Genomic DNA, 20412 nt, shown 5'->3' with positions numbered 1-20412 from the left:
TAAGCCGCCGTATCTCTCGCCTCATGGCCTCGAGTAACGGTGTTTTCCTTGGCAAAGCAGGCCCAAATGGAAACATCCCGCTACCAGCCATCCGGCCAGCCCCCGGATAATGCCAATCAAATCAATCACTTAAGTCCAGGTCGCGCTGCAGACTCTAGAAATGCAACCAAAAATTGCATGGATGATTATTCTGCTAATCATCGAAATAGAATGAGCCCCTCGACTCATTCCACAAGACCCAGGCACCCATGACATCAGACGGTACGTCGTCCCCCTTTGCACACATCGATGACGAGACCCTCGTGAAACTGGCGCATGAATGGCGCGCCCATGCGCAGCGCGGCGAGAAGGAGGCTTACGGCACGGCGCACGCGCTGGAAGTCGAAGTCCGCCGCCGTTCCCGCGAGGCAGCCGCCGTCGTCGAAGACGCGCCGGCCAGCGAGCCCACCCCCATCCGGCCGTGGTGGAAGTTCTGGCAATAAACCTGCCCGGGCCCGAACCTCCATTCCCATGACCCCGCTGCAGCCCCGCAAACTCCACCGCGGTCACTTCGCGTTCATGCGGGCGTTGGCCCAGGGCATCGACGAGCGCACCAGCTGGGACCGCTACCTTCGCCTGGAAGGCGAGCACACCGACCTGCGGGTCGTGCGCCGCACCATCGCTTGGATTCGCGACGAATTCGCCGCTGCCGCGCGCCGCGAGCAGCGGCCCGGCACCGCCCGGCTGATCCTGCTCGACCCCGAGCAGTTCGCCGCGGCCACGCCGCTGCCGAGCCTGAGCGACTTCGCGCATGCGCAGGGCCTGGAAGATTTCTCCGAAGCCGAGCAGATCGAGGCCTACGAGACGGCCTTCCCCGGGGCGGCAAGCCAAGGCGGCAGTGGCGCCGCCCGCGCCTCGCGACGCACCCGCGTCCTGGAGCGCCAGCTGGAAGCGCTGCGCTGGCTCGAAGGCCTTGCGGCCCAGGACCCGCGCCCCAACGACGGCGTCTCGGCCTGGCTCAACCCCGCCGTGGCCGCGCGGCTCGAACTCGCGGGCCTGCCGACCCTCGTCGCGCTGATCGCGAGCATCAACCTGAATGGCGCCCGCTGGTGGGTGCGGGTGCCCGGGGTCGGTGAACGCAAGGCCGCGCGCATCCTCGACTGGCTGCGCGCCAACGAGTCGCCGCTCGGCCTTCGCGTCGGCACGCATGCGGCCCAGCGGCGCGGGCTGGTGAGCCCGGGCGACCTGGCCGCCGTCGTGCCGGCCGCAACCGCCCTGGTTCCGCTCGAAAAATTCGTGACGCCCGCCGAGCTCGACGGCCGCAACGGCCGCTGCCGCGCGCCGCGCGACACGTGCCTGCTGACAGCCGCGACCGACCACGAAGCCATCGGCGCGTGGCTCGCCGCGAAGCGACCGCGTGACGCATCCGCCGAGCTTTCGCCCACGCAACGCTCCTACCGCAAGGAGGCCGAGCGCCTGTTGCTGTGGGCCGTGCTCGAGCGCAAGACGGCGCTGTCCTCGCTGGCGGCAGAAGACGCGATCGCCTACCGTCAGTTTCTTGCCCAGCCGCCCGCGTCGTGGTGCGGCCCGCGCCACAACCAGCGCTGGTCGCCGCTGTGGCGTCCGCTCGAAGGCCCGCTCGCGCCCACCGCCGTTCGCCAGGCAATGGCCATCCTGCGCAGCCTCTTCGCATTCCTGATGCGCCAGAACTACGTGGTGAGCAATCCCTTCGCCGCAATGGCCGAGCCGGCAACCGCCCCGCGTGCGCTGGGCATGCATCGCACGCTCAGCTTCGCGCAGTGGCAGCACCTCGACACGCTGCTCGCGAAGCACGCCGCAACCGAAGCCGGCCGGCGCCTGCGCCGCGGCATGCGCTGGGTCTATGCAACCGGGTTGCGTTTGGCTGAAATCACGGGCGCCACCTGCGGCGACCTGCAGCAGGTGGCCTTCCGCACGCCCGACGGCCGCGATGCCGGCGGATGGCTGTTGTCGGTCAACGGCCGGGCCGGGCGCAGGCGCGAAGTGCCCGTGCCTTCCGAGCTGGTCGCCGACCTGGAAGAAGAACTCGCGCACCACGGCTTCGAGCGGCAGGTGGGCGCAGCGAACAACCGTGCCATCCACGTGCTCGCTCGTTTCGACGTGAAGCTGGACCACCCCAAGCCATGGTCGACTTCCGGCTTCTACAGCGCCATCAAGCTGTTCCTCGCGCAGGCCGCGCGCACGCTCGGCGATGCCGATGCGAAGGACCTGCAACGTGCCAGCATCCACTGGTTGCGCCATGCCCATGGCGCGCACGCGTTGCAGGGCAGGGCAGGGCGGCCGCCCGTGCCGATCCAGGTCGTGCAGAACAACCTGGGCCACGTGTCGGTCGGCACCACGGCCGGCTACCTGGGTTCGCAGGGCCTCGCGGGCTTGATGGAGATGCAGGGCTTCTGGAGCCCATCGCCCGAGTTCCAGCCCGATTCGCCGCTGTAGCGCCGCGGGTCGTTGGCCGCTGGCCGTTAGCCGTTAGCCGTTAGCCGCGAACCAGTTCGCCCGTCAGCACATCGCGAATCTCGCTCGGTTTCGCGAAGCCGCCCAGCGGTGCGTCGACCAGCACGTCGATGCCGCTCGGAAAGTACGAAAGCACTTCACCCGCGTCGAGTGCAGGTGGCTTCCCGTGCGGATTCGCGCTGGTCGACACCAGCGCGCCGCCGAAGGCACTGCACAGCGCCGCCGCCCCGGCATGCGCCGTCACGCGCAGCGCAATGCCCGCATGCCGCCCCGAGATCCACGCCGGCACCTGCTCGCTGCGCGGAAAGATCCAGGTGAACGGGCCGGGCCAACTCGCCAGCGCCCTGTCGAGCGCGGCCGTCGGAATCTGCGCCATGTCGACATACGGCACAACCTGCGAAAAGTCGGCTGCGATGAGCAGCACGCCCTGCTCGACCGAGCGTTGCTTGAGCGCGCAGATGCGCGTCACCGCAGCTTCGTTCGACGGGTCGCAGCCCAGGCCCATCACCGCTTCGGTGGGGTAGGCCGCCACGTTGCCCGCGCGCAGCCGATGTGCGATCGCAGCAGCGTCGGCCGGCAAGTTGTGGAAGGTCTGCGTTGTCGAGGTTTGGGGCGGCATGGTGCCCGGCAGTCTACCGAGAGCCGGCTCCGCACCGACCCATTGCAGTGCCAACCCCTTCAGACCGCGTAGTGCTTCTCGAGCGCGTCGAGCTCCGGCTTGCGCACCAGCCGTTGCCTCTCCGCAAACGAAACGACCAGCGCCGGGTCTTCGTTCACGCGCTTCGTTTCACGCAACACCGTCAGTGTCTTCTGCATGCCCGCGACCGCACCCTGCAGTGCCGCGTTCGCGTACAGCACGATGCCGTAGCCCAACCCCGCGAGTTCGTCGGCGCCGAAGATCGGCGTCTTCCCGCCGATCACCATGTTCATGAGCTGCGGCTTCGCCAGCCGTCGAGGCAGCGCGCGGATCTCGTCGGCCGTGGTCACGGCCTCCACGAACAGGATGTCGGCGCCGGCTTCGCTGAACCTCTGCGCGCGCTCGATCGCCGCCTCGAAGCCCTGCGTGGCGGCTGCGTCGGTGCGGGCCATGATGAGCAGGTCGGAGTCGGTGCGCGCGTCCACCGCCGCCTTGATCTTGCTCACGGCCTCCTCGGTGGAGATCACGTCCTTGCCCGAGAAATGCCCGCAGCGCTTGGGCGCGACCTGGTCCTCGAACTGGATGCAGTCGGCGCCCGCGCGCTCCAGCACGCGCACCGTGTGCCGCACGTTGAGCGCATTGCCGAAGCCCGTGTCCGCATCGACGATCAGCGGCAGGCGCACCGCATCGCGGATGCGCGCAGTGTGGTCGGCGATTTCGTGCAGCCCCATGAAGCCCTGGTCGGGCAGGCCGAACCACATGTTGGTGACGCCCGCGCCCGTGACGTAGATGGCGTCGAAGCCCAGGTCTTCGATCACGCGCGCCGACAGCGCATTGAAGGCGCCCGGCACCAGCACGCCGCGGCGTGCCTCGGCCAGCGATCGGAGGGTCTTGCGAGTCGACATCGGTGTTTCCTGTGAATGAGTCAATGAAGGAGCGCGGTGCTCAGAAGGCATCGCCGGGCACGCGCACCCAGCCTTCCATCAGCACGCGGGCGCTGCGGCTCATCACGGCCTTGGTCACGCGCCATTCGCCGTCGGCGTGCGTGGCCTGTGCGCCCACGCGCAAGGTGCCCGAGGGGTGGCCGAAGCGCACGGCCGCGCGCTCGCCGCCACCGGCCGCAAGGTTCACCAGCGTGCCCGGAACGGCCGCGGCGGTGCCGATGGCCACCGCCGCCGTGCCCATCATGGCGTGGTGCAGCTTGCCCATCGACAGCGCACGCACGAGCAGGTCGACGTCGCTCGCCGCAATCGCCTTGCCGCTGGAGGCGGTGTAGCCGGCGGGCTTCGCGACGAAGGCCACCTTCGGCGTGTGCTGCCGGCCGGCCGCTTCATCGATGTGCTGGATGAGGCCCATGCGCACCGCGCCATGCGCGCGAATGGCTTCGAACTTCGCGAGCGCCGCGGCATCGCCGTTGATCGCGTCCTGCAGCTCGGTGCCCGAGTAGCCGATGGCTTCGGCGTTCACGAAGATGGTGGGAATGCCCGCGTTGATCATCGTCGCCTGCAGCGCGCCGACGCCCGGCACGTCCAGCGTGTCGACCAGTTGGCCGGTGGGGAACATCGCGCCGCCCGCGCCTTCTTCGTCGGCGGCGGGGTCCATGAATTCGAGCTGCACTTCGGCCGCGGGAAAGGTCACGCCATCGAGTTCGAAGTCGCCCGTTTCCTGCACCGCGCCGCCCGACATGGGCACGTGCGCCACGATGGTCTTGCCGATGTTGGCCTGCCAGATGCGCACCACCGCCATGCCGTCGCGCGGCACGCGGCTCGCGTCGACCATGCCGTTGCTGACGGCAAAGGGCCCGACGGCCGCAGACAGGTTGCCGCAGTTGCCGCTCCAGTCCACGAAGGGCTGGTCGATCGACACCTGGCCGAACAGGTAGTCCACGTCATGGCCGGGCCTGTTGCTCTTCGACAGGATCACGGCCTTGCTCGTGCTCGACGTGGCCGCGCCCATGCCGTCGATCTGCTTGCCGTAGGGGTCGGGGCTGCCGATGACGCGCAGCAGCAGCGCGTCGCGCGCCTTGCCCGGTACCTGCGCGGCGTCGGGCAGATCCTGCAGGCGAAAGAACACGCCCTTGCTGGTGCCGCCGCGCATGCAGGTGGCGGGAATCCTGATTTGGGGTGCGTAGATCATGGTGATGCGATTTTCGATTCAGGCGGCCACGGGCGAGCGCGCTGTCGTTGCAAGAAAGTCCTGCGCAAAGCGCTGCAGCACGCCGCCTGCCTCGTAGATCGACACCTCCTCGGCCGTGTCGAGCCTGCAGGTCATCGGCACGTCGAGCCGCTGCGCGTTGCGCCTGTGGATGACCAGCATGAGGTCGCCGCGCGGCTTGCGCTCGCCGGTCACGTCGTAGGTCTCGGTGCCGTCGAGCTTCAGCGTGAGGCGGTCGACGCCCGGCTTGAACTCCAGCGGCAGCACGCCCATGCCGATCAGGTTGGTGCGGTGGATGCGCTCGAAGCCCTCCGCGGCAATCGCCTCCACGCCGGCCAGGCGCACGCCCTTGGCGGCCCAGTCGCGCGAAGAGCCCTGTCCGTAGTCGGCGCCCGCCACGATGATCAGCGGCTGCTTGCGCGCCATGTAGCTTTCGATGGCCTCCCACATGCGCATGACGCGGCCCTCGGGCTCCAGGCGCGCCAGCGAACCGGCGCGCACCGTGCCGTCGCCGTTGCGCACCATCTCGTTTCGCAGCGTGGGGTTGGCGAAGGTGGCGCGCTGCGCGGTGAGGTGGTCGCCGCGGTGCGTCGCGTAGGAGTTGAAGTCTTCCTCCGGCAGGCCCATGCGGTGCAGGTACTCGCCGGCCGCGCTGTTCATCATGATCGCGTTCGACGGCGACAGGTGATCGGTGGTGATGTTGTCCGGCAGGATGGCGAGCGGGCGCATGCCCTTGAGCGTGCGCTCGCCCGCCAAGGCGCCTTCCCAGTAGGGCGGCCGGCGGATGTAGGTCGATGCGGCGCGCCAGTCGTACAGCGGCGCCACCTGCTCGCCGGTGTCGGGCCGGATCGCGAACATCGGCTCGTACACCTGGCGGAAGTGCTCGGGCTTCACGCTCGACTTCACGATGGCATCGATCTCCTCGTCGCTCGGCCAGATGTCCTTCAGGCGAATCTCCTTGCCGTTCGCCACGGTCAGCACGTCGCGCTCGATGTCGAAGCGCACCGTGCCCGCAATCGCATAGGCCACCACCAGCGGCGGCGAGGCCAGGAACGCCTGCTTCGCATACGGATGAATGCGCCCGTCGAAGTTGCGGTTGCCCGACAGCACCGCGGTCGCGTACAGGTCGCGCGCCACGATCTCCTGCTCGATCACCGGGTCGAGCGCGCCCGACATGCCGTTGCACGACGTGCACGCATAGGCCACCACGCCGAAGCCCAGCTGCTCGAGCTCGCCCATCAGGCCTGCCTCCTGCAGGTACAGCGTCACCGCCTTGGAGCCCGGCGCCAGCGACGACTTCACCCACGGCTTGCGCACGAGGCCCAGGCGGTTGGCGTTGCGCGCCAGCAGGCCCGCGGCGATCACGTTGCGCGGGTTGCTGGTGTTGGTGCAGCTGGTGATGGCCGCGATGATCACCGCGCCGTCGGGCATGCGGCCGGGCTCGTCGCGCCAGGGCGCTGCAATGCCGCGCGCCGCCAGGTCGGTTGTCGCCACGCGCGCATGCGGGTTCGACGGGCCGGCCATGTTGCGCACCACCGTCGACAGGTCGAACTGCAGCACGCGCTCGTACACCGCGTCCTTCAACGCGTCGGCCCACAGGCCGGTGTGCTTCGCGTAGGTTTCGACAAGGCGCACCTGCGCGTCGGCACGCCCGGTCAGGCGCAGGTAGTCGATGGTCTGCTCGTCGATGGCGAACATCGCGGCCGTGGCGCCGTACTCCGGCGCCATGTTCGAGATGGTCGCGCGGTCGCCCAGCGTGAGGCTGGCCGCGCCTTCGCCGTGGAACTCCAGGTACGCGCCCACCACCTTCGCATGGCGCAGGAACTCCGTGAGCGCCAGCACCACGTCGGTGGCGGTGATGCCCGGCTGCGGCCGGCCCGAGAGCTTCACGCCCACGATGACCGGCAGGCGCATCCACGAGGCGCGCCCCAGCATCACGTTCTCGGCCTCCAGCCCGCCCACGCCGATGGCGACCACGCCCAGCGCATCGACGTGCGGCGTATGGCTGTCGGTGCCCACCAGCGTGTCGGGGTAGGCCACGCCGTCCTGCGCATGCACCACGGGCGACATCCGCTCGAGGTTGATCTGATGCATGATCCCGTTCCCCGGCGGAATCACCTCCATGTTCCTGAAGGCCCGCTTCGTCCATTCGATGAAGTGAAAGCGGTCCTCGTTGCGCCGGTCCTCGATGGCGCGGTTCTTCGCGAAGGCATCGGGGTCGAAGCCGCCGCACTCCACCGCCAGCGAGTGGTCCACGACGAGCTGCACCGGCACCACCGGGTTCACCTGCGCCGGGTCGCCGCCCTGTTCGGCAATGGCGTCGCGCAGGCCGGCCAGGTCGACCAGCGCGGTCTGGCCCAGGATGTCGTGGCAGACCACGCGCGCCGGAAACCACGGAAAGTCATGCTCGCGCCGGCGCTCGACGATCTGCACCAGGCTTTGCGCGAGCAGCGCCGGGTCGCAGCGGCGCACCAGGTTCTCGGCGTGCACGCGCGAGGTGTAGGGCAGGGTGGCCCAGGCGCCGGCGCGGATCGCCTCGACGGCCTCGCGTGCGTCGAAGTAGTCCAGCGAGGTGCCGGGAAGGTTCTTGCGGTAGTGGGTGTTCATGGGGGCAACGCTCGGGCCTGTGCGCTTTCACATGCTTAACGCACGGTGCGCGGCGCAGGCCTCTTCTCGTCTCCTGTTCTTTTTACGTCCGATCCTGGATCGGCGCGAACTTCAGGTCTTCCGGCCCGGTGTAGTTGGCGCTCGGGCGGATGATCTTGTTGTCGATGCGCTGCTCGATGATGTGCGCCGCCCAGCCCGAGGTGCGCGCAATGACGAACAGCGGCGTGAACATGGCCGTGGGCACGCCCATCATGTGGTAGCTCACCGCGCTGAACCAGTCGAGGTTGGGGAACATCTTCTTGACCTCCCACATCACGCCTTCGAGCCGCTCGGCAATGTCGAACATCTTGGTCGAGCCGGCCTCGTGCGACAGCGACTTCGCCACGCCCTTGATCACCACGTTGCGCGGATCGCTCGCCGTGTACACCGGGTGGCCGAAGCCGATGACGACCTCCTTGGCCGCCACGCGGCGGCGGATGTCGGCCTCGGCCTCGTCGGGCGAGTCGTAGCGCTTCTGGATCTCGAAGGCCACCTCGTTCGCGCCGCCGTGCTTGGGCCCGCGCAGCGCACCGATGGCGCCGGTGATGGCCGAGTGCATGTCCGAGCCCGTGCCCGCCACCACGCGCGCGGTGAAGGTCGAGGCGTTGAACTCGTGCTCGGCGTACAGGTTCAGCGAGGTGTGCATCGCACGTTCCCACGCGGCGCCCGGCTTGCGGCCATGCAGCAGGTGCAGGAAGTGCGCGCCGATGGAGTCGTCGTCGGTCTCCACGTCGATGCGCTTGCCCTGCGTCGACCAGTGGTACCAGTACAGCAGCATCGAGCCGAGCGAAGCCATCAGCCGGTCGGCGATGTCGCGCGCGCCCGGCACGTTGTGGTCTTCCTTCTCGGGGAGCATGCAACCCAGCGAAGAGACGCCGGTGCGCATCACGTCCATCGGGTGCGCGCTGGCGGGCAGTTGCTCCAGCGCTTCCTTCAGGCTCGCGGGCAGGCCGCGCATCGACTTGAGCTTGGCCTTGTACGCGCGCAGCTCGGCGGCCGTGGGCAGCTTGCCGTGCACCAGCAGGTGTGCGATTTCCTCGAACTCGCAGACCTCGGCGATGTCCAGGATGTCGTAGCCGCGGTAGTGCAGGTCGTTGCCGGTGCGGCCCACGGTGCACAGCGCGGTGTTGCCGGCGGTCACGCCGGACAGGGCGACGGACTTCTTCGGCTTGAAGCCGCTGGCTGGGGGCGGGACGGCAGTGACTGCCGCGATGGCGGTGACTGCGGGGGGTGCGGGGTTGGTGGGGGTGGCGATGTCGTTCATGCTGCTTCCTTCTCTTTCTCTTTGTGCAGGTAGGCGCCGGGAATGCGCGCGGGCCGGCCGTTCTTGTCGACGACGACCATCTCGAACAGCGACTTCAGCGCCAGCCGCGGCGCGTGGCCCAACTGCTCGGCCGTGCCGCTCACGCAGACCGTGAGCGACGAGCGGCCCACGCGGCTGGTCCATGCGCGAAGCCGCAGCACGCTGCCCACCGGCACGGGCGCCAGGAACTGCGCGTCGCCGCAGCTGGCCATCACCACGTCGGACTTCGCGAAGGCGCGCGCGGCCAGGAAGGCGGCCTTGGACATCAGCAGCAGCGCGTTGCCGCCGAACAGCGTGCCGTAGTGGTTGGCGTGCTCGGGAAACACGATTTCCGTGAGTTCGAGCGCCGTGTCGTGGTTCGTCATGGATTCGCAATTTACGCAATTGCGTGCCCATAATGAAGGACTGAATTAGCCAATCATTGCGAATGGAAAATGCCGAATTTGTAAATATTGCGAATATTGCAAAGTCCAGCTGACCGCCCCTTCTCGCCAGGAACCACACGATGAGCAAGACCTTCATGGGCGTGCGCCTGCGCAAGCTGCGCGCCGAGCGCGGCCTGACGCAGGTGGCGCTGGCCCAGGCGCTCGGCCTGTCGCCCAGCTACCTCAACCAGATCGAGCAGAACCAGCGGCCGCTCACCGTGGCCGTGCTGCTGAAGATCAGCCGCGCGCTCGGCGTCGACGTGCAGCAGTTCTCCGAAGACGAGGAGGCCCGCCTGGTCTCCAGCATGCGCGACGCGCTGGCCGACAACCCCGGCGGCGAGACCGTCGCGTTGCCCGAGCTGCGCGAGGTCGCCTCGCAGATGCCCGCGGTGGCGCGCGCGTTGCTCGCGCTGCACCGGCGCCACCAGGAGGCCATGGAGCGGCTGGAGATGATGGCCGCCGAGTTCGGCGACGGGCGCGGCGAGCTCACGCGCGCGCGCCCCATGCCCTTCGAGGTGGTGCGCGATTTCTTCTTCGCCCACCAGAACCACTTCGAGCCGCTGGACATGGCGGCCGAGCAACTGGCGGGCGAGGCGCGCAGCTACGGCGGCCCCTTGTCCGAATGGCTGCTGCTGCGGCTCATGAAGCAGCACGGCGTGCGCGTGGTGCCGACCGACGACGACGCCATCGACAGCCAGCGCCGCTACGACGCCACCAGCCGCGTGCTGCGCCTGTCGGGCAGCCTCGAGCCCGGCCAGCAGGCGTTCCAGCTGGCCACCCAGCTGGCCCTGCTGGAGCAGACGCAGCTGATCGAGTCGCTGGTGGAAGGCGCCGACTTCGGCGACGCCACGGCGCATGCGCTGGCGCGCATCGGCCTGGCCAACTACTTCGCCGGCGCCATGCTGCTGCCCTACGGCCTCTTCCTGAAAGCCGCGGAAACGCTGCGCTACGACATCGACCTGCTGGCGCGCCGCTTCGGCGTGGGCTTCGAGACCATCTGCCACCGGCTGAGCACGCTGCAGCGGCCCGGCGCGCCCGGCGTGCCCTTCTTTCTGATTCGCGTGGACCGCGCCGGCAACATCTCCAAGCGGCAGTCGGCCACGCACTTCCACTTTTCGAAGACCGGCGGCACCTGCCCGCTGTGGAACGTGTACGAGGCCTTCGCGCAGCCCGGGCGCATCCTGCGCCAACTGGCGCGCATGCCCGACGGCCGCACCTACCTGTGGGTGGCGCGCACGGTGTCGCACGGCCAGCGCGGCTTCGCGTCACCGAGCAAGACTTTTTCGATCGGCCTGGGATGCGACATCCGCCACGCCTCGCGGCTCATCTATGCCAAGGGCCTGGACCTGGCCGACCAGGAAGTGCCCACGCCCATCGGCATGGGCTGCAAGGTGTGCGAGCGTGTGGCCTGCCCGCAGCGGGCGTTCCCCTTCGTGGGCCGGGCGCTGGACGTGAACGAGAACGAAAGCCGGTTCACGCCGTATGCGGTGGCGGATGCTTAGGGCCGTGGGCCTGGTTCGAATGCATCGCCTGTAACGCGTGTTGCGCGTGTTGCGCCCGTAGCGCCGGCATGGCTTCCTGCGCGAAGAGCCGCATGCCCTCCAGCGCCTCGCCGCTGGCCAGCACGCCGTTGCCATTGAAGACGCAGCGCAACTGCCGCACGCCGGTGCGCGCGACCAGCTGTTCGACCTGCGCCACGCAGTCCTGCGGATCGCCGAGCACGACCTGCTCGCGCAGCACGCGCGCCGCGTCCAGCGGCGGCACCTGTTCGGGCAACACGCCGCGCAGCCGCGCGAAGTGCAGGCGGCGCGCGTACAGCAGCGGCAGCAGCCGGTCGGCCTGCGCCCTGGCGGCTGCCTGCGTCGCGCCGATGCAGACGTAGCGCGAGAGCGACGAGCTCGCCAGCATCCGCGCCTGCCCCTCGCGCCCGCGTTGCGCGAAGGCGGCCTCCACGTGCGCGAGCTGCGCCGTTTCGGGCGGCTCCAGGCTCAGCAGCAGCGGCAAGCCATGCGCCACGGCAAAGCCCATGGTCTCGGCGGTCGAGCCGGCGATGTACAGCGGCGGATGCTGCGGATGCTGTCGTTGCGAGCCCACCGGGCCGACGGTCTGTGCGTCGAAGCGCCACGGCCCCTCGCTGGACGACACGGCCTTGCCGCTCAGCGCGTCGCGCAGCAGCAGGCAGGCGCGCTCGAAGCGCTCGCGCGTGCTGGCAGGGTCGATCTCCAGCGCGCGCAAGGTCGACGCGTCGGTGCCGCGGCCCACGCCCACGTCGAAGCGGCCGTCGCTCTGCAAATCGAGCTGTGCGATCTCCTCGGCCAGCAGCAGCGGATGGTGCAGCGGCAGCACCAGGGCCGAGACGCCCACGCGCAGGCGCTGCGTGCGCGCGAGCAGGGCGGCGGCCAGCAGCATCGGCGAGGGGTAAGGCCCGCCGGCGGGCAGCAGCCGGAATTCATGGAACCACACGCCGTCGAAGCCCAGCCGTTCGGCTTCCTCGAAGAAGGCCAGAAACGCGCGGTGATCGCCGAGCGTCGCTTCGCGCGAGTAGCCGGCCAGGTCGATGCGCAGCGGCGCGTTCATGCCGGCGCCCGCTGACCGGGCACGCCGGTGAAGAAGCGCAGCGCGCCGACCTCGTGCGAGGCAATCGGCGCACCGTACGCCGTGGACAGCAGCGCGGGCGTCAGCACCTCGGCGGGCGTGCCGTGCGCGAGCAGGCGCCCGCCGGAAAGCAGCGCGAGCCGCTCGCACCAGGCGCTGGCCACATGCAGGTCGTGCAGCACCACGACGACCGCGCGCTGCCGCGCCGTTTCGCGCAGCATGGCCATCAGCCGGTGGTGGTGCGGAATGTCGAGGTGCGCCGCCGGCTCGTCCGCCAGCAGCAGCGCGGGGCCGTGCGCCAGCGCGCGCGCCACGCTCACGCGCGCCTTCTCCCCGCCCGACAGCGTGGCGAAGCGGCGCGCGAGCAGCGGTTCGAGCTCGCAGCGTTCGACCAGCTCGGGCGACAGCTCGGCCGCATGGAGCCGCAGCATCTCCGTCACGCTCAGGTCCCAATGGCTCGTGCCCTGCTGCGCCACGTAGCCGATGTGCCGCGCGAACGCGCGTGCCGGCCACTGCGGCAGCGGCCGGCCGCGCAGCAGCACGCGGCCCGACGACAGCGGCATCAGACCCAGCGCGGTGCGCAGCAGCGTCGTCTTGCCCGAGCCGTTCGGGCCGACGATGCCGAGCAGGCCCCGTTCGGGAATCGCCAGGCTCACGCGGTCCAGCAGGAAGCGGTTGCGTCCCACGCCGGTGGAAACGTCGTCGAAGACGAGCGCGTCGCTCACGGCCGTCGCGCCGCCGGTCGCTTCGCTCATGCGCGCCTCCACAGCAGCAGCGCCAGGAAGAACGGTCCGCCGATCAGCGCCGTCAACAGCCCCGCCGGAATCTCGCTGGGCGCCAGCGCGGCACGCGCCACGCCGTCGACCAGCACCATGAGAATGCCGCCGGCCACCGCGCAGGCCGGCACCAGGCGCGCATGCAGCGGCCCGATCCACCAGCGCAGCACGTGCGGCACGATGAGCCCGACAAAGCCGATCAGGCCGCCCCAGCTCACGGCCAGCGCCGTGGCCAGCGAGGCCACCAGCACGGCCCAGGCGGAAAAACGCGGCACGCGCACGCCCATGCTGTGGGCCGTGTCCTCGCCCATGCCCAGTGCGTCGAGTCCGTAGGCCAGCGAGCGCACCAGCAGCACCAGCACGGCGAGCGCCGCGAACAGCACGGTCACCTCGCCCGGCGTGGGCGTCTGCACGCCGCCCAGCTGCCACGAGATGACGGCACGCAGGTTGGTCGACTCGTCGCCGTACACCATGAGGATGAGGCTGCGCAGCGCCGCCAGGATGGCGGCCAGCGCCACCCCCGCCAGCAACAGGCGGCCGGCCTGCCATTCGCCGCCGAGCCGCCCGACCAGCAGCACCAGCCAGCTCGCGCCCCACGCGCCCAGGAAGGCCAGCAGCGGCAGGCCGAGCGCCGGCGGCACGATGGCCGGCAGCAACAGCGCAATGGCAGCGCCCACGGCCGCGCCGCTCGCGCTGCCCAGCAGGTAGGGCTCGGCCAGCGGATTGCGGAACACGCCCTGGAACACCAGCCCCGCCAGCGACAGGCAGGCGCCCACGAAAAAGGCCGCCGCCACGCGCGGTGCGCGCCACAGGCGCACCAGCTCCGCGTCGAGCGAGCCGCTGGCGAACCAGCGCGTGGGCCACACCGTGCCGGCGCCGATGCTCAAGGCCAGCGTGACCGCCGCGATGCCCGCCACGCCCAGTACCAGCCACAAGGTGGCGTCAGACACCCGTTTCTTCTCGTTCATGCGAACAGCTCCGGATGCAGGGCCCGCGCGTACTGCTCGACCGCCTCGATCTGCCGCGGCCCGGGTATCAGCTTGTGGCTGCGCTCCAGCACCACCACGCGGCCGCTCTTCACGGCGCGCAGGCTGTGCCAGCCGGGCCGTTCGGCGATCGATGCCGGGTCCTTGGGCACCTGCTGCAGCGAGATGATCACGTCGGGGTCGCGCACGAAGATCGCCTCGGCGCTCACCTGCTGCGAGCCTTGCAGGTCGGCGAACACGTTGCGCCCGCCGGCCCACTGCAGTGCGTCGTTGGCGTAGTGGCCCGTGCCCATGGTCTGGAAGGCGCCGCGCGCGGCGGCGGCCGTCTCGAGGTACACGCTGCGTCGCGGCGCCACGGCCACCGTGCGGGCGACGGCGTTCAGGCGTTCCTCCATGCTTGCGCGCAAGGCCCGCGCGGCGTCGTCCGCCCCGGTGGCGCGGCCCAGCAGGTCGATGTTGCGCAGCACCGAAGGCAGGTCCGGGTGCGCCAGCACCACCGAGGGCACCTGCACGCGCTCGAAGGCCTCCACCAGGCCCAGCGCCGTGTAGTGCGACGGCGTCACCACCACCAGGTCGGGCCGGTACGCGGCCACCGCTTCCGCCGAGTAGCCCAGCGAACCGCCGATGCTCGGCTTGGCACGCGCCGACTCGGGCCAGCGCACGCGCCCGCCGATGGCGGCCACGCGGTCTTCCAGCCCCAGCGCCCAGGCCAGCTCGACGTTGCTCGGAAACACCACGACGATGCGCTGCGGCGGCGCCGCGATGCGCACGCGGCGGCCGAGCGCGTCGGTGACCTCGCGCGGGAACCCCTGCGCGGCGAACGCGGGTGAAGCAGCCAAGCCGGAAGTCATGAGCGCCATTCCCGTCAGCATCGTTCGCCGCTTCATCGCGCTCAGAACGTGTAGCTGGCGCGCGCGAAGAAGGTGCGCGGCGCCCCGGCGTTGCCGGCGTCCTGCGCCGAGAGGTCGTCGCCGATGTAGTACTTGTTCGCCAGGTTGTTCACGCCCGCCTGCAGCGTGAGCTGCGGCGTGGCCTTGTAGCTCACCGCCACGTTGGCCAGCAAATAGCCCGGCAGCTTCTGCGGGTTGACCACGTTGTCGCGCAGGTAGCGGCTGCCCACGTAGTTGGCTGTGCCCGAGACCGACCAGGGGCCCTGCGCCCAGGTCACGCCCGCACCGGCGATGTTGTGCGCCGACATGCGCACGCGGTAGCCGCCGAAGTTGGTGCTGCGCGCGCCGCTGTCGGTGTAGGTCTGGAAGTCCTTCAGGCGCGCGTCCTGCCACGTGTAGTGCAGGTAGCCGTTCCAGTGCTGCGACAGCCGCACCTGCAGCGACGACTCGATGCCCTTCGCGCGCGAGGTCGCGTTGCTGAACACGAACGAGTCGGGCCCGCTGCGGTAGGCGCGCTGGCCGTCGACCTTCTCGGCCTCGAACACGCTGACCTGGTAGGCCCAGCCGTCGTCGGCCGCGCGGCCCTTCACGCCCACTTCCTTGCTGCGCGTGAGCTCGGGGCGAAGAATGTCGGGCACCACCACGTTGTTGCGCGTGTTCAGCGCCACGGCCTGCGGGCGGAAGCCTTCGCTCCAGTTGGCGAACACCGCGTGCGTGGCCGCGGCGTTGCGCGAGAAGGCCCAGTCGGCCCCCAGGCGCGGGCTGGTGCGGCTGCCTTCCTGCGCGGAGACCACGTTGGTGCCCGAGCGGCCCAGCGTCTGCTCGAACTTGTCGTGGCGCAGGCCGGCGGTGATGCCGAACGCGTCCCACTCGAAGCGGTCTTGCACATAGAAGCTGCGCACTTCCTGGTCGAAGCGCGAGTAGGTGGTGGCGCCGCGAATGCCGCGCGGGTCGTTGCGCACATTGGTCACGGGCACGTCGTAGAACGGGCCGCGGTAGGTCGGTGCGTTGGTGAAGGTGGGCGAGTCGAGGTTCTGCCAGCCGCGCTCGATGTCCACGCCGAACTGCAGCTCGTTGCTCCAGCGCTTGCCGCCGGTGAGCCACGTCACGGCCACGTCGTGGAACACGCCGCGGTCGGAGGTGTCGCTTTCGGAGTAGCCCTTGTTCACGGCCGCGGGCGGCGGCACGATGGTGATGCCCCCGGCAAAGAAGCGGTCGTAGCGCGCGAAGCTGCTCAGGTGGCTGAGCGACCAGCCGCCGCCGAAGTCGACCTTGTTCTTCCACGCGATCGACTGGTAGTCGCCCACCACGTACGAATCGGGAATGCCGTAGTTGTCGCGCGAGGTGATGCCGAACATCGGCTTGCCGTTCTGCAGCGGCACGATGGAGCCGCGGTCGCCGCGCACGTGCGAGTCGTAGATCTGCAAGCCCGTGGTCCAGTTGTTCGTGACGGCGAAGTCGCCGCCGAGCACGGCCGCCGCCTGCGCCCGGCCCGCGTCGCGCTGGAAGCCCTTGTAGTCGTTGTTGGCCGCGCCGATGTACAGGTTGCCGCGCTCGAAGTCCCAGCGGTAGCGCACGCTGGCGTCGGTGCGCCCGAAGCTGCCCAGCGTGGTGGTCACGGTGCCGCCCGCGCGCTCGGGCTTCATGAAGAACTGCGCCACGCCGCCGATGGCGTTCTTGCCGTAGAGCGCCGAGGCCGGGCCCTTGATGAACTCGATGCGATCGACCAGGTCGGGCGCGATCAGCGTGATGTCGGCGTTGCCCTGGAGCTGGCGCAGCGGCACGCCGTCGATCAGCACCAGCACGTCCTGCGTGTCGCGCAGGCCGCGCGTCTCGAAGCGCGTGTAGTAGTTGCCCTGCGTGCCGAACTGCAGGCCCGGCACGGTGCGCAGCGTGTCCTCCAGCGTGACCGCGCCCACGGCGTCCATCTGGGCGCGGTCCACCGAATAGGTGGTGAACGGAATGCGCAGCGGGTCGGCCTCCAGCCGGGTGGCCGTCGAGATGGTCTTCTTCTCGTTGACGGTCAGCGTCGGCAGTGCGCCGGACGAGGCGGCCTCCTGGGCCGAGGCGCCGGACATGGCCAGCAGCAGGCCCACGCCGAACAGGGGAGTGGGACGGGTCGAAATCTTGCGCATGCGTTGTTCCTTTGGCCCGCACGCCCGCGGACCGTTCAAAGACCCGAACGCTGCGGCAATGGGTTGCACGGCGCCGGAGGAACGCGCACGCATGACGGTACGCAACACAGCCGACCCGGACAAACGCACTCCCGCAGCGTCCGAAGGCGATCGCGTGGGCCGGTATCCGGGCTCGTGGGGTGCGTCGATGGCGCAAGCGCATCGGCGCGGAAACCGCCGCCTTCCCACGTCCGAGGACGCAGTGGCTGCACATGCCCGCGGGCATGCGCCAGAAGTTTCCAGACCCACTGACCGTTGCGGGGGCAGCGCAGGACTTGCGCACCGTACGTCGCGATGCGTTTCACCTGCTTCCCGTTTAACTCCTGTGCGGCATGCGCCGCAAAAAGAGCACCCTCTGATCGTTGGAATTCGATGGCGATAAGTAAAAATACCGCACCGAATGCGCGCGATTATAGAAAGCGCTCCCGTGCCGGTCGACGCATTTGCGCTACAGAAGACCGCTTTTCGCGACGAAACACGGGAACTCTGGCGGCGCATCGGGTTCAACAGCGGTTGACCTCTCGTTCACGACCGGGGGAATGCACCTCCGTACACCCGTACACGCCCCGCACCCGTCCACGCCCGCAGGCGTCGGCGACCTTGTCCACAGACCCATGAACGACGCTTCGAGCACTCCTTCCCTTTTTCCGATGTCCGGCGAGACCCTCGACCGTACCCACCTGAAGCGCCTGATCGCCGAGGCCGCCGCCCCGCTGCAGTTCGAGCAATGCGACTTCGACGGCGCCGACCTGTCCGAGCTCGACCTGCGCCGCGCGCAGTTCACCGGCTGCAGCTTCGCCGAGGCCAACTTCAAGAAGGCCCAGTTGGCCGACACGCAATGGACCTCCTGCCGGGCGCGCCAGGCCGACTTTCACCTGGCCGACCTGACCGACGCGCGCTTCGTCGCCTGCGACCTCAACAACACCGGCTGGCACCGCGCCAAGCTCTCGGCCACGCGCTTCTCCGAGGTGAAGCTCACCGGCGCGCACTTCCATGAGGCGCAGGTGCTCGGCATCGGCTTTCACGACTCGCTGCTCGCCGGCGCCGACCTGCGCGGCATGTCGTTCCGCAAGCAGACCATCGAGCGGCTCGACCTGCGCGACGCGGACCTCGCGGGCTGCGACTTCCGCGACGCGGTGTTCGAAGGCGGCAGCCTGCGCGACGCGAACCTGAAGAACGCGCGCTTCGACGGCGCCGACCTGCGCTCGGTCGACCTCGGCGGCCTGCGCATCGCGCACGTGTCGCAGCTCTTCAAGGGCGCGATCATTTCCTCCGACCAGGCCGCCGCGCTGATCGGCGAACTCGGCCTGCGGGTGCTGTGAGCGCGAAAGGCATTGCTGCGTACCGATGAACCATGAAATCCGCGACACCGCCGCCGAACTCGCGCGCTTTCGCCGCCGCCTGCTGGTCATTGCCTGCGTGGTGCTGTTCGGCTTCGCGCTGATCGGCGCCCGCCTGGCCGTGCTGCAGGTCGTGCGCCACGACGACCTGGCCGAACGCGCCGAGAGCAACCGCACCGCCATCGTTCCCATCGTGCCCAACCGCGGGCTGATCCTCGACCGCAACGGCGTGGTGCTCGCCTCGAACTACGCGGCCTACACGCTGGAGATCACGCCCTCGAAGGCGGGCGACGTCAACGCCGCCATCGACGAGCTCGGCGACCTGGTGGAGGTCACGCCGCGCGACCGCCGCCGTTTCCAGCGCCTGCGCGAGGACTCGCGCAGCTTCGACTCCATTCCGATCCGCACGCGCCTGAGCGACGAGGAGGTGGCGCGCTTCGCCGCGCACCGCTATCGCTTCCCGGGCGTGGAGATCAAGGCGCGGCTGTTCCGCAACTACCCGCACGGCGAGACGGCCGCGCACGTCATCGGCTACATCGGCCGCATCAACCAGCGCGAGAAGACCGCGATGGACGACTGGCAGGAAGAAGACCGCGCCAACTACCGCGGCACCGACTACATCGGCAAGCTCGGCATCGAGCAGAGCTACGAGAAGGTGCTGCACGGCGAGACCGGCGTCGAGCAGATGGAAACCTCCGCCGGCGGACGCGCGGTGCGCCGCCTGGCGCGCCACCCGGCGGTACCGGGCCAGACGGTGATGCTGTCGCTGGACATCAAGCTGCAGAAGCTGGTGGAAGACATGTTCGGCGAGCGGCGCGGCGCGCTGGTGGCCATCGACCCGAAGAGCGGCGAGGTGCTGGCCTTCGTGAGCAAGCCCACGTTCGACCCGAACCTGTTCGTCGAGGGCATCGACGTGGAGAGCTGGAAGGCGCTGAGCGAATCGATCGACAACCCCCTGCTCAACCGCGCGCTGCGCGGCACCTACCCGCCGGGCTCGACCTACAAGCCCTTCATGGCACTGGCCGCGCTGCAGACCGGCAAGCGCGCCGCCAACGTGGTGGAGAACGACCCGGGCTACTACAACTTCGGCGGGCGCACCTTCCGCAGCCACCGCGGCGGGCTGGGCGGCGTCGACATGCACCGGGCCATCCAGTATTCGAGCAACACGTATTTCTATTCGCTCGCCACCGAGATGGGCGTCGACCTGATCCACGACTTCATGGCGCCGCTGGGTTTCGGCCAGGCCACCGGCATCGACCTGATCGGCGAGGTGCGCGGCGTGCTGCCCAGCACCGCCTGGAAGCGCCAGGCCTACCGCCGCGCCGAGATGAAGAAATGGCATCCGGGCGAGACCATCTCGCTGGGCATCGGGCAGGGCTACAACAGCTTCACCATGCTGCAGCTCGCCTCGGCCAACGCCACGCTGGCCAACGCCGGCGTGCGCTACCAGCCGCACCTGGTGCGCGCCATCAGGGACACCGTCAGCGGCGAGGTCGTGCAGCAGGTGCAGCCGCCGGCGCAGGACCTGGGCTATGCGCGCAGGAACGTCGACGTGGTGCGCAACGCCATGGTCGCGGTCACGCAGGGCGGCACGGGCACGCGCGTGTTCGCCGGCGCCGCCTACGCCTCGGCCGGCAAGACCGGCACCGCGCAGGCCGTGAGCCTGAGCCCGAAGGCGCGCGCCAGCGGCAAGGCGCTCGATGCGCGCCAGCGCGACCACGCGCTGTACATGGCGTTCGCGCCGGCCGAAAACCCGACGATCGCCGTGGCAGCCATCGTGGAGAACGCGGGCTTCGGCGCGGCGCATGCGGCGCCGATCGTGCGCCGCGTGTTCGACTACTGGATTGCGGGGCAATACCCCAACGACACCGACATGGCGGCGGTGAAGACAGGCACCGCGGGCGCGCCGATCGGCACGCCGCTGGTGGCCAGCGAAGTGCCGCTGGCCGAAGACCGCGCGGAGGCTGCGGCGGACGAGGAAGCCGCCGCGCTGTAAGGAGGCAAGGCGCGCAGG

16 protein-coding genes and 1 riboswitch are annotated in these 20412 nt (G+C 69.6%); of the genes, 5 read left to right on the top strand and 11 right to left on the bottom strand.

Translation table 11 applies throughout. The features are described from left to right. Nucleotides 1-248: 248 nt before the first annotated feature. A complete protein-coding gene (locus BM004_RS33000) occupies nucleotides 249-482 on the top strand; it encodes a hypothetical protein (RefSeq protein ID WP_143072594.1) in 234 nt (77 codons plus the stop codon). Between the two features lie 28 nt (nucleotides 483-510). Then, a complete protein-coding gene (locus BM004_RS32995; RefSeq protein ID WP_093219750.1) occupies nucleotides 511-2454 on the top strand; it encodes a phage integrase family protein in 1944 nt (647 codons plus the stop codon). Between the two features lie 40 nt (nucleotides 2455-2494). Here the strand turns inward: BM004_RS32995 and BM004_RS32990 are convergent, their stop codons facing one another. From BM004_RS32990 to BM004_RS32965, 6 genes are all read right to left on the bottom strand, one after another. Beyond that, nucleotides 2495-3091, bottom strand: a complete 597-nt coding sequence (locus BM004_RS32990; RefSeq protein ID WP_093219748.1) for an L-threonylcarbamoyladenylate synthase type 1 TsaC — start codon at nucleotides 3089-3091, stop codon at nucleotides 2495-2497. A 59-nt stretch (nucleotides 3092-3150) separates the two neighbouring features. After that, nucleotides 3151-4014: an isocitrate lyase/PEP mutase family protein gene (locus BM004_RS32985; protein ID WP_093219746.1), complete on the bottom strand. Its 864-nt coding sequence runs from the start codon at nucleotides 4012-4014 to the stop codon at nucleotides 3151-3153. A gap of 40 nt (nucleotides 4015-4054) precedes the next feature. Then, on the bottom strand, nucleotides 4055-5245 hold the full coding sequence (prpF, locus tag BM004_RS32980) for a 2-methylaconitate cis-trans isomerase PrpF (RefSeq protein ID WP_093219744.1): 1191 nt from the start codon (nucleotides 5243-5245) through the stop codon (nucleotides 4055-4057). Between the two features lie 18 nt (nucleotides 5246-5263). Further along, nucleotides 5264-7870 carry a Fe/S-dependent 2-methylisocitrate dehydratase AcnD gene (gene acnD / locus BM004_RS32975; protein ID WP_093219741.1) on the bottom strand — a complete coding sequence of 869 codons (2607 nt, stop codon included), beginning with the start codon at nucleotides 7868-7870 and terminating at the stop codon, nucleotides 5264-5266. 82 nt (nucleotides 7871-7952) lie between these two features. Then, a complete protein-coding gene (gene prpC, locus BM004_RS32970; RefSeq protein WP_371271171.1) occupies nucleotides 7953-9173 on the bottom strand; it encodes a bifunctional 2-methylcitrate synthase/citrate synthase in 1221 nt (406 codons plus the stop codon). Further along, nucleotides 9170-9577, bottom strand: coding sequence for an acyl-CoA thioesterase (locus BM004_RS32965; RefSeq protein WP_093130272.1), 408 nt, complete (start codon nucleotides 9575-9577; stop codon nucleotides 9170-9172). Before BM004_RS32965 ends, prpC begins: the two co-directional genes overlap by 4 nt. A 140-nt stretch (nucleotides 9578-9717) precedes the next feature. Between BM004_RS32965 and BM004_RS32960 the strand changes: the two genes are divergently transcribed. Continuing rightward, a complete protein-coding gene (locus tag BM004_RS32960; RefSeq protein ID WP_093130271.1) occupies nucleotides 9718-11139 on the top strand; it encodes a short-chain fatty acyl-CoA regulator family protein in 1422 nt (473 codons plus the stop codon). Here the strand turns inward: BM004_RS32960 and BM004_RS32955 are convergent. Genes BM004_RS32955 through BM004_RS32935 form a run of 5 tightly spaced genes read right to left on the bottom strand, consistent with a single transcriptional unit; the run spans nucleotide 11111 to nucleotide 17019 of the window. Then, nucleotides 11111-12214, bottom strand: a complete 1104-nt coding sequence (locus BM004_RS32955) for an LLM class flavin-dependent oxidoreductase (protein ID WP_256220154.1) — start codon at nucleotides 12212-12214, stop codon at nucleotides 11111-11113. The genes BM004_RS32960 and BM004_RS32955 overlap by 29 nt on opposite strands. Then, nucleotides 12211-12987, bottom strand: a complete 777-nt coding sequence (locus tag BM004_RS32950; RefSeq protein ID WP_143072593.1) for an ABC transporter ATP-binding protein — start codon at nucleotides 12985-12987, stop codon at nucleotides 12211-12213. Before BM004_RS32950 ends, BM004_RS32955 begins: the two co-directional genes overlap by 4 nt. Beyond that, on the bottom strand, nucleotides 12984-13976 hold the full coding sequence (locus tag BM004_RS32945; RefSeq protein ID WP_093219736.1) for a FecCD family ABC transporter permease: 993 nt from the start codon (nucleotides 13974-13976) through the stop codon (nucleotides 12984-12986). Before BM004_RS32945 ends, BM004_RS32950 begins: the two co-directional genes overlap by 4 nt. Then, a complete protein-coding gene (locus tag BM004_RS32940) occupies nucleotides 13973-14845 on the bottom strand; it encodes an ABC transporter substrate-binding protein (protein ID WP_256220153.1) in 873 nt (290 codons plus the stop codon). Before BM004_RS32940 ends, BM004_RS32945 begins: the two co-directional genes overlap by 4 nt. A gap of 41 nt (nucleotides 14846-14886) precedes the next feature. Then, nucleotides 14887-17019 carry a TonB-dependent receptor gene (locus BM004_RS32935; protein WP_093219732.1) on the bottom strand — a complete coding sequence of 711 codons (2133 nt, stop codon included), beginning with the start codon at nucleotides 17017-17019 and terminating at the stop codon, nucleotides 14887-14889. 139 nt (nucleotides 17020-17158) lie between these two features. Continuing rightward, a riboswitch (cobalamin riboswitch) is annotated at nucleotides 17159-17429 on the bottom strand. 243 nt (nucleotides 17430-17672) lie between these two features. Here BM004_RS32935 and BM004_RS32930 point away from each other — a divergent pair. Beyond that, nucleotides 17673-18380 (top strand): pentapeptide repeat-containing protein, encoded by a 708-nt coding sequence (locus BM004_RS32930; RefSeq protein WP_256220152.1) that lies wholly within the window; start codon nucleotides 17673-17675, stop codon nucleotides 18378-18380. Between the two features lie 25 nt (nucleotides 18381-18405). Continuing rightward, nucleotides 18406-20394 carry a penicillin-binding protein 2 gene (mrdA, locus tag BM004_RS32925; protein WP_093130265.1) on the top strand — a complete coding sequence of 663 codons (1989 nt, stop codon included), beginning with the start codon at nucleotides 18406-18408 and terminating at the stop codon, nucleotides 20392-20394. Nucleotides 20395-20412 lie beyond the last annotated feature (18 nt).

This window comes from Variovorax sp. OK212 (genome assembly GCF_900112425.1).
Lineage (GTDB): Bacteria > Pseudomonadota > Gammaproteobacteria > Burkholderiales > Burkholderiaceae_C > Variovorax.
The sequence above is the reverse complement of the archived record's forward strand: the minus strand, read 5'-3'. Positions and strand labels throughout refer to the sequence as shown.

Coding starts and splice junctions, on each gene's coding strand:
- BM004_RS33000 (WP_143072594.1), top strand. CDS start 249: ATGACATCAGACGGTACGTCGTCCCCCTTTGCACACATCGATGACGAG.
- BM004_RS32995 (WP_093219750.1), top strand. CDS start 511: ATGACCCCGCTGCAGCCCCGCAAACTCCACCGCGGTCACTTCGCGTTC.
- BM004_RS32990 (WP_093219748.1), bottom strand. CDS start 3,091: ATGCCGCCCCAAACCTCGACAACGCAGACCTTCCACAACTTGCCGGCC.
- BM004_RS32985 (WP_093219746.1), bottom strand. CDS start 4,014: ATGTCGACTCGCAAGACCCTCCGATCGCTGGCCGAGGCACGCCGCGGC.
- prpF (WP_093219744.1), bottom strand. CDS start 5,245: ATGATCTACGCACCCCAAATCAGGATTCCCGCCACCTGCATGCGCGGC.
- acnD (WP_093219741.1), bottom strand. CDS start 7,870: ATGAACACCCACTACCGCAAGAACCTTCCCGGCACCTCGCTGGACTAC.
- prpC (WP_371271171.1), bottom strand. CDS start 9,173: ATGAACGACATCGCCACCCCCACCAACCCCGCACCCCCCGCAGTCACC.
- BM004_RS32965 (WP_093130272.1), bottom strand. CDS start 9,577: ATGACGAACCACGACACGGCGCTCGAACTCACGGAAATCGTGTTTCCC.
- BM004_RS32960 (WP_093130271.1), top strand. CDS start 9,718: ATGAGCAAGACCTTCATGGGCGTGCGCCTGCGCAAGCTGCGCGCCGAG.
- BM004_RS32955 (WP_256220154.1), bottom strand. CDS start 12,214: ATGAACGCGCCGCTGCGCATCGACCTGGCCGGCTACTCGCGCGAAGCG.
- BM004_RS32950 (WP_143072593.1), bottom strand. CDS start 12,987: ATGAGCGAAGCGACCGGCGGCGCGACGGCCGTGAGCGACGCGCTCGTC.
- BM004_RS32945 (WP_093219736.1), bottom strand. CDS start 13,976: ATGAACGAGAAGAAACGGGTGTCTGACGCCACCTTGTGGCTGGTACTG.
- BM004_RS32940 (WP_256220153.1), bottom strand. CDS start 14,845: ATGACTTCCGGCTTGGCTGCTTCACCCGCGTTCGCCGCGCAGGGGTTC.
- BM004_RS32935 (WP_093219732.1), bottom strand. CDS start 17,019: ATGCGCAAGATTTCGACCCGTCCCACTCCCCTGTTCGGCGTGGGCCTG.
- BM004_RS32930 (WP_256220152.1), top strand. CDS start 17,673: ATGAACGACGCTTCGAGCACTCCTTCCCTTTTTCCGATGTCCGGCGAG.
- mrdA (WP_093130265.1), top strand. CDS start 18,406: ATGAACCATGAAATCCGCGACACCGCCGCCGAACTCGCGCGCTTTCGC.